The organism is Janthinobacterium sp., from assembly GCF_009923995.1.
Lineage (GTDB): Bacteria > Pseudomonadota > Gammaproteobacteria > Burkholderiales > Burkholderiaceae_D > Janthinobacterium.
This window is the reverse complement of the sequence record NZ_RFSK01000029.1, coordinates 25,567-42,998: the sequence shown is the minus strand read 5'-3', so window position 1 is coordinate 42,998 and position 17,432 is coordinate 25,567. Positions and strand designations below refer to the sequence as shown.

At 62.2% G+C, this 17,432-nt stretch carries 17 protein-coding genes; 7 read left to right on the top strand and 10 right to left on the bottom strand.

Annotated elements, in window-relative coordinates:
- Positions 1–85: 85 nt before the first annotated feature.
- Both EBS11_RS15610 and EBS11_RS15605 read left to right on the top strand, forming a co-directional pair.
- Positions 86–1,207 carry a cupin domain-containing protein gene (locus EBS11_RS15610; RefSeq protein WP_290604127.1) on the top strand — a complete coding sequence of 374 codons (1,122 nt, stop codon included), beginning with the start codon at positions 86–88 and terminating at the stop codon, positions 1,205–1,207.
- A gap of 354 nt (positions 1,208–1,561) precedes the next feature.
- The gene (locus EBS11_RS15605; RefSeq protein ID WP_034783358.1) at positions 1,562–1,816 is read left to right on the top strand and encodes a hypothetical protein; all 255 of its coding nucleotides are present in this window, start codon (positions 1,562–1,564) and stop codon (positions 1,814–1,816) included.
- Positions 1,817–2,113: 297 nt separating this feature from the next.
- Here EBS11_RS15605 and bamC read toward each other — a convergent pair whose 3' ends face one another.
- From bamC to EBS11_RS15565, 8 genes are all read right to left on the bottom strand, one after another.
- Complete coding sequence (bamC, locus tag EBS11_RS15600; protein ID WP_290604124.1) at positions 2,114–3,307, bottom strand: outer membrane protein assembly factor BamC; 1,194 nt, start codon at positions 3,305–3,307, stop codon at positions 2,114–2,116.
- Positions 3,308–3,388: 81 nt separating this feature from the next.
- Complete coding sequence (gene dapA, locus EBS11_RS15595) at positions 3,389–4,267, bottom strand: 4-hydroxy-tetrahydrodipicolinate synthase (protein WP_290604122.1); 879 nt, start codon at positions 4,265–4,267, stop codon at positions 3,389–3,391.
- Between the two features lie 84 nt (positions 4,268–4,351).
- Complete coding sequence (locus tag EBS11_RS15590; RefSeq protein WP_290604120.1) at positions 4,352–4,897, bottom strand: class I SAM-dependent methyltransferase; 546 nt, start codon at positions 4,895–4,897, stop codon at positions 4,352–4,354.
- Positions 4,898–4,952: 55 nt separating this feature from the next.
- A complete protein-coding gene (locus tag EBS11_RS15585) occupies positions 4,953–5,630 on the bottom strand; it encodes a site-2 protease family protein (RefSeq protein ID WP_290604118.1) in 678 nt (225 codons plus the stop codon).
- 208 nt (positions 5,631–5,838) lie between these two features.
- On the bottom strand, positions 5,839–6,462 hold the full coding sequence (locus tag EBS11_RS15580; protein ID WP_290604116.1) for an L-threonylcarbamoyladenylate synthase: 624 nt from the start codon (positions 6,460–6,462) through the stop codon (positions 5,839–5,841).
- A gap of 34 nt (positions 6,463–6,496) precedes the next feature.
- Positions 6,497–7,381: a protease HtpX gene (gene htpX, locus EBS11_RS15575; protein WP_290604114.1), complete on the bottom strand. Its 885-nt coding sequence runs from the start codon at positions 7,379–7,381 to the stop codon at positions 6,497–6,499.
- Positions 7,382–7,609: 228 nt separating this feature from the next.
- The gene (locus EBS11_RS15570; protein WP_290604112.1) at positions 7,610–8,443 is read right to left on the bottom strand and encodes a 3',5'-nucleoside bisphosphate phosphatase; all 834 of its coding nucleotides are present in this window, start codon (positions 8,441–8,443) and stop codon (positions 7,610–7,612) included.
- Between the two features lie 103 nt (positions 8,444–8,546).
- Positions 8,547–9,425, bottom strand: a complete 879-nt coding sequence (locus EBS11_RS15565) for an alpha/beta hydrolase (RefSeq protein WP_290604110.1) — start codon at positions 9,423–9,425, stop codon at positions 8,547–8,549.
- Between the two features lie 241 nt (positions 9,426–9,666).
- Here EBS11_RS15565 and EBS11_RS15560 point away from each other — a divergent pair, with 241 nt between their 5' ends.
- From EBS11_RS15560 to EBS11_RS15540, 5 genes are all read left to right on the top strand, one after another.
- The gene (locus EBS11_RS15560) at positions 9,667–10,191 is read left to right on the top strand and encodes a gamma carbonic anhydrase family protein (RefSeq protein ID WP_290604108.1); all 525 of its coding nucleotides are present in this window, start codon (positions 9,667–9,669) and stop codon (positions 10,189–10,191) included.
- 4 nt (positions 10,192–10,195) lie between these two features.
- Positions 10,196–11,176, top strand: coding sequence for an Hsp33 family molecular chaperone HslO (hslO, locus tag EBS11_RS15555; RefSeq protein ID WP_290604106.1), 981 nt, complete (start codon positions 10,196–10,198; stop codon positions 11,174–11,176).
- A 151-nt stretch (positions 11,177–11,327) separates the two neighbouring features.
- Entirely contained in the window at positions 11,328–13,739 is a 2,412-nt protein-coding gene (locus EBS11_RS15550; RefSeq protein ID WP_290604104.1) for a TonB-dependent receptor, read from the top strand.
- Positions 13,739–14,869, top strand: a complete 1,131-nt coding sequence (locus tag EBS11_RS15545) for a glycerophosphodiester phosphodiesterase (RefSeq protein ID WP_290604103.1) — start codon at positions 13,739–13,741, stop codon at positions 14,867–14,869. Before EBS11_RS15550 ends, EBS11_RS15545 begins: the two co-directional genes overlap by 1 nt.
- A gap of 152 nt (positions 14,870–15,021) precedes the next feature.
- Positions 15,022–15,297, top strand: a complete 276-nt coding sequence (locus EBS11_RS15540; RefSeq protein WP_290604101.1) for a hypothetical protein — start codon at positions 15,022–15,024, stop codon at positions 15,295–15,297.
- A gap of 450 nt (positions 15,298–15,747) precedes the next feature.
- Here the strand turns inward: EBS11_RS15540 and ftsB are convergent, their stop codons facing one another.
- Positions 15,748–16,071 (bottom strand): cell division protein FtsB, encoded by a 324-nt coding sequence (gene ftsB, locus EBS11_RS15535; RefSeq protein ID WP_010400534.1) that lies wholly within the window; start codon positions 16,069–16,071, stop codon positions 15,748–15,750.
- Positions 16,072–16,133: 62 nt separating this feature from the next.
- Positions 16,134–17,417: a phosphopyruvate hydratase gene (gene eno, locus EBS11_RS15530; RefSeq protein WP_099375039.1), complete on the bottom strand. Its 1,284-nt coding sequence runs from the start codon at positions 17,415–17,417 to the stop codon at positions 16,134–16,136.
- Positions 17,418–17,432: the final 15 nt, after the last annotated feature.

Genomic DNA, 17,432 nt, shown 5'->3' with positions numbered 1-17,432 from the left:
CTTTCATTGTATAAGCTGGCAAATTATACCTTCACGCCGCCAACGGCAGGCGCATTCCTGCATTTCCGGTTGTTATAATGGGCGCATGAAAACATTAACTCTCCTCGGCGATATCACGCCTGCGCAATTCCTGCGCGACTACTGGCATAAAAAACCCTTGCTGATCCGGCAAGCCGTGCCAGGCTTCAAGGCCCTGTTCGATTTCAAGGCCCTGGCCGAGCTGGCCACCCTGGACCACGTCGAATCGCGCCTCGTCAGCCATGCCGACGGCCACTGGAACATGCAGCAAGGTCCGTTGACCAGCCTGCCTTCGCTGAAACAGAAGGAATGGACCCTGCTGGTACAGGGCGCCAACCTGCACAGCGCCAAGGCCGACGCCCTGCTGCGCCAGTTCCGCTTCCTGCCCGATGCGCGCCTCGACGACCTGATGGTCAGCTTCGCCACCGATGGCGGCGGCGTGGGTCCCCATTTCGATTCCTACGACGTGTTCCTGCTGCAAGGCCAGGGCAAGCGCCACTGGCGCATCGGCGCGCAGAAGGACCTGAGCCTGATCGACGGCCTGCCGCTGAAAATCCTCAGCAATTTCACGCCGGACGAGGAATTCACCCTGGAACCGGGCGACATGCTGTACCTGCCGCCCCACTACGCGCACGACGGCGTGGCCATCGGCGATTGCCAGACGTATTCGATCGGTTTCCGCTCGCCATCGTTCCAGGAACTGGGCGAAGCCTTTTTGCAGTTCATGGCCGACTCCATCGACTTGCCGGGCATTTACAGCGATCCTGACTTGAAAGCCTCCGCCAAGCCGGCCGAAATCCCCCGCGACATGCTCGCCACCATCACGGAAGAGATGAACAAGGTGCGCTTCACGGAAGAAGACGTCACCATCTTCCTGGGCGAGCACCTGTCGGAACCGAAGCACAATGTGTTCTTTACGCCACTGTCGAAGCCCCTGACGGTGGGCCGCTTCACGGACGCCGCACGGAAGAAGGGTGTCGTGTTGTCGCGCAAGACGTTGATGCTGTATCGTGGCAAGAATGTCTTTATCAATGGCGAATCGTTTGCCATTGGCAAGGCCGATAAAGCGGCCCTGGAAACCCTGGCAAACGAACGCGCGCTCGACGGCGCCGCCGTGGCCCTGGCTTCCGATGACGTGATGGATGCGTTATATACGTGGTATCAGGATGGCTGGATAGAACTGGCCTGAATGTGCGCCGCATAGCCGCATTGGTATTACCGCAACCAGGATAAGAGCTTCTGCGCTAGCGCAATAAAGCATAATATTTTTATATCGTTTTGTCGCGCTTTCGCAAAACACTTACACTTGCTTGCAATTTGCTTCGGCAATTATTGCGATATCACAAAATAGTTGCGTTTTTGCCTCTTGCTCCTATTGCGACGCACCAAAAATCGCTATAATATTCGGTTAGGAAGTTTCCGTTGTCTGGCAGGCACCACCTGGTACGAAAAGCCTTCGAAGACGACCTAACGAGCGATAATTACCGGTAATTATTCATCGCAACAATGTTGATTTATTTTTTGAAATAATTAAGGAAAACAAATGAAAAAATCCCTGCTGATCGCCTCCCTGATGGTTGTTGCTCTGGCTGCTTGCAGCAAAAAAGAAGAAGCTCCTGCACCAGCACCAGTAGTTGAAACCCCAGCACCAGCACCAGCAGTTGAAGCTGCTCCAGCTGCTGCTGCTGACGCTGCTGCTTCGGCCGCTACCGACGCTGCTGCTGCTGCTTCGGCTGCCGCTTCGGCCGCTACCGACGCTGCTTCGGCTGCTTCGGCTGCTGCATCGGCTGCTAAGTAATTTAGCACCCTGCACTAGAGAAAGCCGGCCTTCGGGCCGGCTTTTTTATTGGGTAAACGCCCAACCAAACCTGCTGCGCGCTGCGCCTTGCGGCCTGCGATGCGCACCGGCCCGGCGTCGGCGCCCTTGCACTCAAGTACGCTTGCGCCTCCTGGCCACAACTCATCGTCGCTCGCCAGGGTCTTGTTGGGCGTTGCTGCGCCCAGGTGCCTGCATAATAAAAAAGGCTGACCCCGTTTCCGGAGCCAGCCTTTTCTAATGCGCGGCAGGTTTTACACCCTGCCGCTATCACCTTGCTTATTTCAACTGGTCGTTCAGCAGGCCCAGGATCTTCTCGGCCACGGGCGAGACGTCCGGCTTGCCTTCGTTGCTGAGGATGCTGACCAGGCTGGTCGAGCCATTGCCGGCCTTGACGAGCACGCGGTAGCGCTGCGCTTCCTTGTCCTTGTCGGACGACGAGCCCCAGCTGAACAGTTTCGAGAAGAAACCGTCTTTCTTGGTCACGTCGGGATCGACGTAGCGCACGAAATACGTGCCTTGCGTACGGTCGCGGTCTTCCACGGTGAAGCCGACGCGGTCCAGCGCCAGGCCGACACGGCGCCAGGCGCGGTCGAAACCTTCGTCGACTTCGATGGCGCGCGCCGGCGTGGCGGCGTCGCCCACCAGCTTGGCGTGCTGCGGCTGCACGATGGCGGCATCGACGGCCGTCTTCGCCTGCGCGTCGTCGCTGGCCGCGCCCAGGCGCGTCATCAGCTTGGCCAGGAATTGCGCTTCCAGGCCCGGATCGTTGGGACGCGCCGTCCAGGTGGTGGTTTCCTTGTCGCGGCCAGTAACGACCTCTTCCACGCCGCGGTGGCTGATGTAGATTTCTGTCGAGCCGTCGGCCAGGCGTTCCACGCGGGTGCGGAACTTGTCTTTTTCACCCGTCGAGTACAGCGAATCGAAGGCTTTGCCGATGGTGCTGCGGATAAAGTCCTGCGGCACCTTGGCGCGGTTTTCGTTCCACTCGGTTTCCATGATGCCCGCCGTCGGCTGGTCCACGGCGATGGTGAAGCCCGAATCTTCCCAGAACTGCTTGAGTTGCGGCCACAGCACTTCAGGCGACTGCTTGACCACCAGCCAGCGCTGGTTGCCCGCGCGCTCGACCTTGACGCCGCCCGCCGTGACGGGCACCACGCCGACCGCGCCATCGGCACCCACGACGACGGGCGTACCCGCCACGGCATTGCGCTGGGCATTGTAGCCGGAAGCCGTGGCCACGCCGTTTTTCGAATCCGGCAGGGAGTAGCGGTTGTCCTGTTGCAATTGCGTCAGGTCAGGCGGCACGTCCAGGGTGCTGGCTTTCTTGACCGACTTGTAGTCGACCTTGTCGCCACCGACCACCGAACTGATCATGCCGCAGCCCGCGAGGCTGGCTGCGACGGCGCCGATGACGATGCCGCGGACGGCGATGGTGGCGGGCGCCGGTTTGGTTTTCTTGCAATTAGTCATGTCGTAACTGGATAAGAAGCTAAGTAGCAGCTGAAATCAGGGAAGGTCCGGACTGGTCGAGTCCGGGCATAAAGTCCGGGCTTAAGACAGGACACCCGCGTCGCGCAAGGCGTCGCGCACGGTGGCATGGCAATTCTCCGCCAGCGGCACCAGTGGCAAGCGTATGCCCGCAGGCATCATGCCCATTTCGGCCAGCGCCCATTTGACGGGCACCGGATTGGGCTCGACAAACAATTTCTGGTGCAGGGGGAAAACTTTGTTATTGATGGCAATGGCCTTGGCGCGCTCGCCCGCCATGGCTGCCACGCACAGTTCGTGCATGGCGCGCGGGGCGACGTTGGCCGTCACGGAAATGTTGCCGTGGCCGCCGCAGAACATCAGCGCCATGGCCGTCGGGTCATCGCCCGAGTACACGGCGAAGTCGGCCGGCACCAGACGCAGCAAATCGACGCCGCGGCCGATATTGCCCGTTGCATCTTTCACGCCGACGATATTCGGGATGGCCGACAGGCGCACGATGGTCTCGTTGCTCATGTCGGCAACCGTGCGGCCCGGCACGTTGTACAGGATCACGGGAATGTCGACGGCTTCGGCGATGGCCTTGAAGTGCTGGTACATGCCTTCCTGGGTAGGACGGTTGTAGTACGGCACCACTTGCAAGACAGCATCGGCGCCCGCTTCTTTCGCATAGCGCGTCAGTTTGATGGCTTCGGCCGTGGAATTGCCACCGGCGCCGGCGATGATAGGAATGCGTCCCTTGGCGTGCTCGACGGTCAACTGGATCAGTTCGCAGTGCTCTTCCACGCTCACTGTTGCCGATTCGCCCGTGGTGCCAACGATGACGATGCCGTCCGTCCCCTCGGCGATATGCCAGTCGATCAGCTTGCGCAGACCTGGAAAGTCCAGACTGCCGTCCGCGTGCATCGGGGTGACGATTGCTACAATGCTGCCCTTGATCATAGTAAGTTTATAGCGCCGATAAATAAAACAACGATTGTAGCGGATAGCCCGCGCCTGTGGTGCATTCTGACTTAGAAAGCCCGTTCAAAACGTCGGCAGCAGGGCTGCCAACCGTGGAAAATCTGGCCGGACGGCGCAAATTCGTTGCACCAGAGCAGCTTTTGGCTGTTCCACGCGTCCATCCTCGTACGCCACCACGCGCAAGCCCTGCTCCAGGGCCCAGGCCAGCAATTCGCCTTCCTTCAGCAGGAACTTCGGATTCGACGGCTTGCCGAACTGCTCATTGCCTTCGGCAAAGGTTTCATACAGCAGCACGCCATCGGGCGCCAGGCTGGCGATCATCGCCTCCAGCAGGGGCCGGTGCAGATAATTGGTGACGACGATGCCGGCAAAGCGCCCGGCCGCGAACGGCCAGACGGCGCCCGGCGCTTCCAGGTCCACCAGCGAGGTGACGATACCGGGGCCGGCCGCCTTTTCCAGCATTTCCGGATCGTGGTCCAGCGCGATCACGGGATGGCCCAGGGTCACCAGGTGGCGCGCATGGCGGCCGCTGCCGCAGGCCAGGTCCAGCACTTCGCCGCCGGGGATAAGGGGCGCCCAGCGGCGCACCCAGCCGGAAATCGTATCCATCTCTACTGCTTGTTCAGTTGCTTGCATCGGTACTTCCATCAGTTATTTACGTGCATCAGGTCAATATGGCGGTCAGGGGAGTGACCAGCGTGACAAAAATGCCAATGACAAATTCGATTGCCGCCAGCAAGACGCGATTCAAGATGCCCGTGTACATCAGCAGCACCAGGGCGCCGAAGACATACAGGCTGTAGCGTTCGATGCTGGCGTAGGGACGCGCCAGCTGCATCGGCAGCAGGCCCGTCATGATGCGCCCGCCGTCGAGCGGTGGCACGGGAATCAGGTTGAAGACGAACATGGCCGCATTGACGCTGACGCCGGCGCCGGCCATCTTGCGGAAAAACATGCCCATTTCCGTCGGCGGCAGCACGCTGAGGACGACGAAGGCGATCATCCAGCCCAGGCCCATGGCGAAATTGGCGCCGGGGCCGGCAAACGCCACCCAGGCCATCTGCTTCTTCGGATTGCGCAACCGGCTGAAATCGACGGGCACGGGCTTGGCATAGCCGAACGGCACCTGGATCGTAAAATACAGCATCAAGGGCAGCAATATCGTGCCGAAAGGATCGATATGCCGGATGGGATTGAGGCTCAGGCGGCCCTCGTTCGAGGCCGTGGGATCGCCGAAATAACGGGCGGCATAGCCATGCGCCGCCTCGTGCAGGGAAATGGCAAACAGCACCGGTACCAGGTACACCGCAACGGTCTGGACTATCGTATTGAAATCGCTCATGACCGCGATTCTACCAGAGGCACCGGAGCCTCTTTCTTATGTTGCCATTAAGAACACCTGTCAAAACCTGCTGCGTGCCGCGATCTGCGGCCTGCGATGTGCAGCGGCATGGCGCCCCCCGTACTGTACGCCGGCGCTTCCTGGCCACAACTTGCCTCCGCGCGCCACGGTTTTTTCAGGTGGTGTAAAGACAGGTAAATGCCATCGCCTACAGGCCCAGCGCGGCCGGGTCGCCGCGTCCCACGCGCACCACTTCCGGCTCCGGCCCCGTCAGGTCGATCACGGTGCTGGGGCCGTGCGCGCAGACGCCGCCGTCGATGATCAGGTCGACAAGCTTTTCCAGCCGTTCGCGGATGGTGTCCGCATCCGTCAGGCTCTCTTCGTCGCCCGGCAGGGTCAGGGTGGCGCCCAGCAGGGGCTGGCCCAGCTCTTCCAGCAGGCATTGCACGATGCGGTGCTGCGGCACGCGCAGGCCGATGGTCTTGCGCGAGGGGTGGCTGAGGCGGCGCGGCACTTCCTTCGTCGCTTCCAGAATGAAGGTGTAGGCGCCCGGCGTGGCCGCCTTGAGCAGGCGGAACTGGCGGTTGTCGACGCGCGCGTACACGCCCAGCTCGCTCAAGTCGCGGCACAGCAGGGTCAGGTGATGCTTTTCATCCACGCCACGGATGCGGCGCAGGCGTTCGACGGCGCCCTTGTCGTCCAGCTGGCACACGAGCGCGTAGCAGGAATCCGTGGGCAGGGCCACGACGCCGCCGGACTGGATGATCTGCGCCGCCTGCTTGATCAGGCGCAATTGCGGATTGTCGGGGTGGATCTGGAAAAATTGACTCATTTTATGCGTTCTGAATGATGGACACTGATTGTCATTATTGCACGCCGCGCAGGGCCGCGATGCGCTGCTCGATCGGCGGATGGGTGGCGAACAGGGCGCCCCAGCCGCCATTGCCGCCGCTGATGCCCAGCGCCTGCATCGATTGGGGCAGTTCGCCCGGCTGCACGCCGCCCAGGCGGGCCAGCGCATGCATCATCGGCGTGGGGCTGCCCAGCAGCTTGGCCGAGCCCGCGTCGGCGCGGAATTCGCGCTGGCGCGAGAACCAGGCCACGATGATGGAGGCGAGCAGGCCGAAGATCACTTCGCACACCATGACGGTCACGAAGTAGCCGATGCCGCGCCCGCCGCCTTCGCGGTTGTTATTTTTCAGCAATACATTATCCACAAAGAAACCCACCACGCGGGCCATGAAGACGACGAAGGTATTCACCACGCCCTGGATCAGGGTCAATGTCACCATGTCACCATTGGCGACGTGGGCGATCTCGTGGCCCAGCACGGCTTCCACTTCATCGCGGTTCATGCTTTGCAGCAAGCCGGTGGAGACGGCCACCAGCGCCGAATTCTTGAAGGCGCCCGTGGCAAACGCATTCGCATCGCCCTCGTAGACGGCCACTTCCGGCATGCCGATGCCGGCCCGCTCGGACAGGGCCCGCACGGTATTGACCAGCCACAACTCCGTCGACGAGGTCGGGTTGTCGATGACGCGCGCGCCCGTGCTCCACTTGGCCATCGGCTTGCTGATCAGCAGCGAAAAGATCGATCCCGTGAAACCGACCACCAGCGAAAACACCATCAGGCTGCCCAGATTCAAGGTACTGCCGCGCGCAGGATTACCCACGCCCAGCAGACTGAGGACGAGGGACAGCACCAGCATCACGGCCAGGTTGGTGGCGATAAAGAGGACGATACGTTTCATGGGCGATGGCTCCAGGTGACTATATATGACAAGAATAACGAAAAGATAAGTACCGGCAGGCACATTTTCAAGCCGCCATGGCGAAATGGCGACACTCCGGCGCATCGGCAGCCAGGAAAATCGTCGCGAGCGGATGTGAATTGTGGCCGAGAAGCGCAGCTGTGCTAAAGCACAGTGAGCATCGCCGGCCGCAAGTCGCGCCGCGCAGCAGATTTGCCTGGCTGCAGGCTAAAACCAGTCGTGCCAGATGGGCGTGACGTTGGCTGGCAATGGCGGCAGCATGGCAAAGTCCACGCGCGACTCGCCCGGCGCATGGAAGTCCGTGCCGCGCGAGGCGAGGAAGCCGTAGTCGTTCGCCAGGCGCGCGTATTCCGGGTACTGGTCGGGGCTGTGGCTGCCCGTGACGACTTCGATGGCCACGCCGCCGAGTTGCTTGAATTCATCGAACAGCACGCCCTGCGCCGTGTAGCTGAAGCGGTAGCGGCCCGGATGGGCGATGACGGCCACGCCGCCCGCGCCGCGTATCCAGCCCACGGCTTCGGCCAGGGTGGCCCAGCGGTGTTCCACGTAGCCCGGCTTGCCTTCCGACAGGTATTTCTTGAACACGTCGGGAATGTTCGCACATTTGCCCGTTTCCACGATGTAGCGGGCGAAGTGCGTGCGCGACATCAGGTCCGGGTTGCCGACGAATTTCAGCGCGCCCTCATAGGCGTCGGGAATGCCGGCCAGGTCCAGCTGGCGGGCGATCTCGCGGCCGCGCGCGTCGCGCCCGGAACGCGTCCGGTGCAAGCCTTGTACCAGGCCAGGATTGGCTTCATCGACCTGCAGGCCGACGATGTGCACGGTCTCGCCGGCCCAGGTGATGGAAATTTCCACGCCGGCCACGAAGCGCATGCCCAGGTCCAGCGCGGCCGTGCGCGCGGCGGCGATGCCCGACACTTCATCGTGGTCGGTCAGCGCCCACACGTCCACGCCCGCCTTGCGGGCGTGCGCGGCCACGGCGGCGGGAGACAGCACGCCGTCGGAGATATTCGAATGACAATGCAGGTCGACTTTAAGCATGTGAAAACAATACCCTGCACGGGCTCAGCATGGAAGAAGTTTTCATTGTACGCTGCCTGTCAAATAAGGAAGTCGCGTTAGCGATACAGTTGCGCTTGCGCAGTCAGGCCAGCAGGAAGGCTTCCACCAGGCGCGCCAGCGCGGCCGGCTGGTCGTGGTGCAGCATGTGGCCCGCGTCCTGCATCATTTCGCAACGCACATCCTTGATGCAGCGCAAGCGGCGGTCGATCTCGATGCGCGCCTCTTCCTTTGGCCCCATCCACTGCCACATATTCGTATCGTCGGCTTCCACCCACAGCACGGGCGCCGTGATGCGGCGCCAGCACGCCATGACTTCTTCCACCTGATACAGGATGGGATTGACGCGCTTGTGCTGCGGGTCGCCCAGGATATCCCACTCGCCCGCCTCGTTCTGCGCCGACCAGTGTTCGGCCAGGAAGGCGGCGCGCGCGTCGGGCAGGCGCGGATTGGTCTTTTGCAGGCGCTCGGCCACGGCCCGCTGCGAGGGATAGCTGCGCATGACGGGCGGCTCGCGCAATTCGTCCAGCCACTTGGCGTAACGCCCCGGCGCCTGCTCCGGCTGCGTTGCCATCATGCCGAAGCCTTCCAGGTTGATGAATCTGGCGATGCGCTCCGGGCGCACGCCCGCGTACAGGCCCGCCACGTTGGCGCCCATGCTGTGGCCCAGCAGGTTGACGGGAGCGTGCGGCGAATAGTGCTGCAGCATGGCATCGAGGTCGGCCAGGTAGTCGGGGAACCAGTAGGTGTCGGACTGCGTGTAGTCGCTCAGGCCAAAGCCGCGCCAGTCGGGCGCGATCACGTGCCAGTCGCCCGCCAGCTCGTCGACGACGAACTGGAACGACGCGGCCACGTCCATCCAGCCGTGCACCATGAACAGGATGGGTGCGCCTTCGCGGCCCCAGTGGCGCACGTGCGTGCGGGCGCCGCGGATGGTGATGAATTCGGAACGGGAAAGTTTCATGGGTTTCATCGGATGCCTGCCTTGAAAGTGGCGCCGATGGCGCCACATGCTGTGTCTGTGTTGCTGCGCCTGAATTAAGGCACAGATAAAAGTACGACCGTTCGATAATTATACCGGATCGGCGGTCGGCAGTAGGACTTGCCTCGCAACAGCGTAAAATAGCGCCGGTAACAAGGCAAAACAAAGCAATGCTTCCGCGTCCGGCCCTGCCCGGCGCTTCCACCACCGCCACGGGCTGACGATGACACTCTACCAATTGGGCGACCATGCGCCGCAGATTGATGCTTCCGCTTTTGTTGCCGACACGGCCAACGTGATCGGCAAGGTGACCCTGGGCGCCAACAGTTCCGTATGGTTCGGCGCCACCATCCGCGGCGACAATGAACGCATCACCGTGGGCGACAACAGCAATGTGCAGGAAGGCGCCGTGCTGCACACGGACCCGGGCTACCCGCTGGACATCGGATCGAACGTGACCATTGGCCATCAGGCAATGTTGCACGGATGCACCATCGGCGATGGCGCCCTCGTCGGCATCCAGGCCGTGATCCTGAATGGCGCGAAGATCGGCAAGGGCTGCCTCGTGGGCGCAGGCGCCCTGGTCACGGAAGGCAAGGAATTTCCCGACAATATGCTGATCCTCGGCTCGCCGGCAAAAGCCGTGCGGACCCTGACGGCAGACGATATCACCAGGCTACAAGGCAACGCCGTCACTTATGTGCAACGCGGCCAGCTATTTAATACGCAACTCAAGAAGATTGGATAAAAGAATGACGACTGAAACGACGGGCACCGTCAGCGCCGCCACCCCGGCCCAGGACACCCTGCAAAAATTTATTTTCGACAACGCCGCCGTGCGCGGCCAGTTCATCGACGTTTCCCACACGTGGCAGGAAGTGGTGTCGCGCCACGCCTACCCGCTGGCCGTGAAAAAAGTCCTGGGCGAAATGGTCGCCGCCGCCGCCCTGCTGTCGGCCAACCTGAAATTCAACGGTTCCATCATCATGCAGATCCACGGTGACGGTCCCGTGCGCCTGATGGTCGTCGAGTGCGATTCCGACCTGCGCCTGCGCGCCACGGCCAAGCTGGACCCGGACGCCGCCATCGCCGATGGCGCCACCGTGCCGCAGCTGCTCAACGCCACGGGCAAGGGCCGCTTCATCATCACCCTGGACCCGGCCGACAAGGTGCCGGGCCAGCAGCCCTACCAGGGCATCGTGCCGCTGGACGGCGACGACATGGCGACCGTCATCGAAAACTACATGCTGCGTTCGGAACAGCTCGACACGCGTTTGTGGCTGGCCACGGACGACACCGTCTCGCGCGGCCTGCTGCTGCAAAAGCTGCCCCACCATGGCGGCAAGGCAGAAGCGACGCCCGTCTCGGAAGAGGATGCGCTCGACACGTGGAACCGTGCCGTGATGCTGGCATCGACCCTGAAAGAGGAAGAAATCCTCGCCACGGACATCGACACCCTGATGCAGCGTTTGTTCTGGGAAGAAACGATCCGCGTCTTCGATCCCCTGCACCCGAGCTTCCACTGCACTTGCACCCGTGAAAAAGTGGGCAATATGCTCAAGATGCTGGGCGAGGAAGAAGTCAACAGCACCCTGGAAGAGATCGGCCACGTGGGCGTGAACTGCGATTTCTGCGGCCAGCACTATGATTTCGACAAGGTCGATTGCGCGCAGCTGTTCGTCACGGACGCGCCGGCCGAAGTGCTGATTCCGCCAGCCGCCAGCATCAACTGATCATTACACTTTCGCAATGAATCGTCCGCGCCGCCCTTGAGGCGGCGCAATTGTTTTTGCTGTCATCTTCCCGTCATCAGTTCGTCATCAGCCCGTCACGGCGCGCCGTTACGCTGCGCAGCTTGTATTTCTTCCCACTTTCCACAGGCTGATGATGACACCCCACTTGACGCTGGCCCTGCGCCGCCATTCCTTCCACGTTCTGCTGGGCGCCTGCGCCGCGGGCCTGTCGCTGCCCGCGCTGGCGCAAACGGCCGTGGCCGCCGCCGTGGCGTCCGCCGCCACCGACATGGCCGCACCCGCTCCTGCCGCCGACGACAATGCGCCGATGGCCACCGTGGAGATTTCCTCGCGCAAGACGCGCTCCTCGGTCGCCCTAAGCAAGAATGAAATCCAGAAAATCCTGCCCGGCACGAATCCCCTGAAAGCCCTGCAAACCTTGCCCGGCGTCAGCTTCCAGACGGCCGACCCATGGGGCAACAATGAACAGAACCTGTCGCTGTTCGTGCACGGATTTTCTGGCCAGCAACTCGGCTACACCATGGATGGCGTGCCGCTGGGCGACCAGCAGTACGGCAACTACAACGGCCTGTCGCCGCAGCGCGCCGTCATCAGCGAAAACGTGCGCAGCGTCGTGCTGTCCTCGGGCGCGGGCGACCTGGCCACGGCCTCGACGAGCAACCTGGGCGGCACCATCGAAACCTATTCCAGCGACCCGCTGGCCACGCAGGGCGCCAGCGTGCAGCAGACCGTGGGCAGCCACCGCACCTCGCGCACGTTTGCCCGCTATGACACGGGCGCCTTCGGCGACGGCAGCAGCGCCTATTTTTCCATCCTGCACCACGAAGCGCGCGCCTGGGACTTCGATGCGCGCCAGGGCGGCGACCAGTTCAACGCAAAATATGTCAACCGCAGCGAGGCGGGCAAGCTGACCCTGTTCTTCAATTACTCGGACAAGATCGAGCCGAACGAAGACAGCACCGTGCATGTGGCGGGCGAGACGAGCGCGCCGTACACGCGCCCCTTCCTGTATCCGGACTTCAAGGCGGCCCTGAATTACCTGTCGCCGACGGGCGCCACGCCGGCCGCGGATGGCAACAACTACCGCAATTACTACAGCGATGCGCAGCGCACGGATTACCTGGCCTACGCCAAGTTCGACGCCAACCTGGGCGAAGGCACGACGTGGTCCAACCAGGTGTATTACCACAAGGATGACGGCGCGGGCGTGGTGGCCGGCCCCATCGGCGTCGCCGGCTTGCCTGGCCTGTTTAGCGTGTACTACCCGAAGCAGAACCTGAAGCAGGTGTTCGGCAACTCGGGCTATGCCGTGCGCACGACGGAATACGACATCAAGCGCGGCGGCCTCCTTTCCACCTTGCGCAAGGAAATCGGCGAGCACCAGCTGGAAGCGGGCCTGTGGCTGGAACAGAACCGCTCGTCGGCCTACCGCCGCTGGTATGCGCTGGACGTGAACAACCCCACGTCGCCGTATGACCGCCCCAGCAATCCTTTGATCACGCAGTACGGCAGCGAGATCGACAACAAGGTGGTGCAGCTGCACCTGCAGGACGAGTGGCGCATCCGTCCCGACGTCGCCCTGCAGGCCGGTTTCAAGTCCAGCCTCCAGTTTGCCGACGGGCAATTCCCCGTGCAGCCGGCCCTGGGCGCCATCGCGGGCGGTTCGACGGCCTTGCCGGTCGGCACCATCAACACGAAAAAATGGTTCTTGCCGCAAGTGGGCGCGCGCTGGGATGTCACGCCACAGGACCAGCTGTACTTCAACATCCAGAAGAACATGCGCCAGTTCGTCACCTACGGCGGCGGCGGCGCCTCGCCGTGGAGTTTGTCGAGCCAGGCCGCTTTTGATTTGTTCAAGCGCGACGCCAAGCCGGAAACGGCCCTCACCTATGAAGTGGGCGTGCGCGGCAGCCATCCCTTGAATCTGGGCGCCATCACGGCCATCGATGGCCAGGTCAACGTCTACCACGTCGATTTCAGCAACCGCTTGCTGCAGATCAGCCCAACGCCGGTGATTTCCTCCATCATTGGCGGCAACCCCGTGCTGGCCAACGTGGGCAGCGTGCGCACGGATGGCATCGACATCGCCGGTACCGTGCACTTCGGCAATAACTTCTCGTTCTACAATGCCCTGTCGTACAACCGCTCGCAGTACGCGGACAATTACAACAATGGCGCCGCGCTGGTATTGACGGCGGGCAAGAACGTGCCCGGTTCGCCGGAATGGCTGAACAAGTTCGTGGCCTCGGCAACCTTTGGCGACGTGGAATTCCAGCTGATCGGAGACTATGTGGGCAAGCGCTACGCGACGTACACCAACGACCTGTCCGTGCCCAGCTATTTCCTCATGGGCCTGGGCGTGTCGGGCAAGCTGCCGGCCATGGCCCGCTGGCTGAAGAACCCGCGCTGGAGACTCAACGTCAGCAACCTGGCCAACCGCGAAGGCGCCTTGAACGTGGTGGTGGGCGCGGCCGACAAGACGTACAACACCTTCCCCATCGCCCCGCGCCAGGGCTTCCTCACCCTGACGGCGGACTTCTGATGCGCGCGCCCATCCTCCCGCAACGGCATTTTTCGCGCCGCAGCTTCGTCCAGGCGGCCGCCGGCGGCCTGGCCCTGGCCGCCGCGCCCGGCTTTGCCGCCGGCCTGCTGGCCACGCCCCCTTCGCGCCCGCTCGTCTTCGCCCACCGGGGCGCCAGCGCCCTGCGCCCCGAACACACGCTGGCGTCGTACGCCAAGGCCATCCTCGACGGCGCCGACTACGTGGAGCCGGACCTGGTCGCCACGCGCGACGGCATCCTGGTGGCGCGCCATGAAAGCAACCTGGTCGACACCACCGATGTGGCGCGCCGTGCCGAATTCGCCAGCCGGCGCGGCAGGAAGATGGTCGATGGCGAATGGCACGAAGGCTGGTTCGTCGACGACTTCACCCTGGCGGAACTGAAGACCCTGCGCGCCATCGAACGGCTGCCGAAAGTGCGTACCGGCAACACCTTGTACGATGGACAATTCCAGATCCCGACATGGGAAGAAATCATCGATTTTGTTGCAGCGCAATCAGCCGCCAGCGGCCGCGTCATCGGCCTCGTGCCGGAGCTGAAAAGCTCCACGTATTTCCGCGATGCGGGCCTGGCGCTGGAAGAACGTTTCCTCTCGACCATGCTGGCGCACGAGTACACGCGCCGCGCCCCCATCGAGATCCAGTCCTTCGAAGTGGCGAATTTAAAATATCTGCGCGAGAAGCTGGGACGGCGCGCCAACGTGCGGCTGATGCAGCTGGTGGTGGGCGGCGACGTGCGCCCCATGGACGTGGCCAAGGCGGGCGGCAAGCTGACCTTCGGCCAGATGACGACGCCAGCCGGCCTGCGCGACATCGCCGCCTACGCGGACGTGGTGGCGCCGCCCACGCGGGGCGTCATCCCGCTGGGCGCCGACCAGCGCCTGGCCGCGCCCTCTTCCATCGTCGACGATGCGCACCAGGCGGGCTTGCTGCTGCACACGTGGACCTTCCGCCCGGAAAACCGTTTCCTGGCGGCGGACTTCCGCGATGGCAATGGCGAAAACGCGCGCAACGAGGCCGGTTCCGTGGCGGAAATGCGCCGCTACATCGAGACGGGACTGGACGGTTTTTTCAGCGACGATCCCGGCCTGGGACGCATCGCCGCAGGATAAACATTTCGTAACAACTTTAATTTCGGGGCGTGGCCGGCGGCTACGCCCTTATTATGCGTTTCTTGAATTTCTGAAATTGGAATTTGAAATTAGACATATATCGCCAACTCCATTATTGTGCAATGCAACAACAGACCATACATGGAGGGCATATGTCCACTTTTACCAACACTTACCAGAACGACGATAACTATTTCAGCAACCTTGGCCGCGCTACGCGCGCCTTCCTGGGTGCCCTGCTCGCTTCCAAGCCGTACAGCGACCTGGCACAGAAGGAAGTCATCGCCAGCCGCACCGCCGACACCGACACGCGCCCCGTGCGCCCCAGCCAGCGCGATATCGCCCTGCTGAACTCGGAGGCGAACCGCTACGAGCACCTGATGCCGAACTTGGCCGCCGAGCTGCGCTTCCTGGCCTCGCGCGGTTAAAAAAACGCCCAGGGCGGCGTTGCCTGCGCCTCGCCGTACTGGCGTACTGTCTTCGGCTGGTCGCCTGGCCCTGGACGTTTTTTTAGGCCAACGGAACACCCGGCCAAGGCGGCGTTGCCTGCGCCTGGCCCTGGACATTTTTGCATCAGCGGCGCTGATGCAACAACAATTAACTTAAATACAAGGAAATCCCATGATGTTACTCGAATCCGGCCTGGTGGTCGTTGCTGTCGCCGTTACCGCTATCCGCTTTTACCTGATCACGACGGGCAAGGGCGAACGCTAAGCGGCAAGGCGGTCACGCAGCAAACGCGGCAGTGGCCGTGCAGCAGTAGAAGTACAGCAGTTGCAGGAACAGACTTGGCCAGCAGCGCGGCAGTGCGGCGCGCGGCCGGGGATGACAGGTCAGCCTGGCAATCGGTCCAGGCTGGCAAGGGGAAATGAAGTTGTTTAGTGTGGCGCGGCAGCGTCCACCGGCGTTTCCAGCAGTGGCGGGGTCTGGCCCTTGCGCACGATCTGCACGAAAATCTCATTCTGTTTGACCATGCCCAGCTCATAGCGGGCACGCTCCTCGACGGCGCCCGTGCCATCCTTCAGGTCGCGCACTTCGGACTCGAGCTTGGCGTTGCGCGCCTTCAATTCCACATTCTTCTTGTTGGCCACCGCCACTTGGGCTTCCATGTCGGCAACACGCAGCCAGCCGCCTTTGCCCAGCCAGAGGGGAAATTGAATCAACAGCAGCAGGGCTGCCAGGGCGAGCGTAATCAGGCGCATGGAGTAGTCAGTTAAAAAACCGGCCGGAACATCTCCGGCCGGCCAGTGGGTTTTACAACAGCTTACTTCAGATTATAGAACGCATCGCGTCCTGGATAGCTGGCGATGTCGCCCAGGTCTTCTTCGATGCGCAGCAGCTGGTTGTACTTGGCCATGCGGTCCGAACGCGACATCGAGCCCGTCTTGATCTGCAGGGCGTTGGTAGCCACGGCGATATCGGCGATGGTCGAGTCTTCCGTTTCGCCCGAGCGGTGCGAAATGACGGCCGTGTAGCCGGCGCGCTTGGCCATTTCGATGGCGGCGAAGGTTTCCGTCAGGGTACCGATCTGGTTGATCTTGATCAGGATCGAGTTGGCGATGCCTTTCGCGATGCCTTCTTTCAGGATCTTGGTGTTGGTGACATACAGGTCGTCGCCGACCAGTTGCACTTTCTTGCCCAGTTCCTGGGTGAGGATCGCCCAGCCGTCCCAGTCACCTTCGTGCATCGCGTCTTCGATCGAGATGATCGGGTACTTGTCGCACCAGGTCGCCAGCAGGTTGGTGAACTCGGTGGCCGTCAGGCTCAGGCCTTCGCCTTCCATTTCGTACTTGCCGTTCTTGTAGAACTCGGACGCGGCGCAATCGAGGCCGATGGCGATCTGCGTGCCTGGCTCGTAGCCCGCTTCTTCGATGGCCTGGATAATCAGCTTGATGGCTTCTTCATGGTTGGCCAGCGATGGCGCGAAACCGCCTTCGTCGCCCACGTTGGTGTTCAGGCCCTTCTTGTGCAGGATCTTTTTCAGCGTGTGGAACACTTCCGCGCCGTAGCGGACGGCTTCCTTGAACGACGGGGCGCCCACGGGAATGATCATGAATTCCTGGATGTCCAGGTTGTTGTCGGCGTGCGCGCCGCCGTTGATGACGTTCATCATCGGCACGGGCATCTGCATGGCGCCCGAACCGCCGAAATAGCGGTACAGCGGCAAGCCCGCTTCTTCAGCGGCAGCCTTGGCGACGGCCATGGAGACGGCCAGGATGGCGTTGGCGCCCAGGCGCGATTTGTTTTCCGTGCCGTCCAGGTCGATCAGGGTACGGTCCAGGAAAGCCTGTTCATTGGCGTCCAGGCCCATGATGGCTTCGGAGATTTCGGTATTGATGTTTTCGCATGCCTGCAGCACGCCCTTGCCGAAGTAGCGCTTGGCATCGCCATCGCGCAACTCCACGGCTTCGCGCGAACCGGTCGAGGCACCCGACGGCACGGCCGCACGGCCCATCACGCCCGATTCCAGCAACACGTCGCATTCGACGGTCGGGTTGCCGCGCGAGTCCAGGATCTCGCGACCGATAATATCAACAATAGCACTCATGTCATTCTCCAAAGT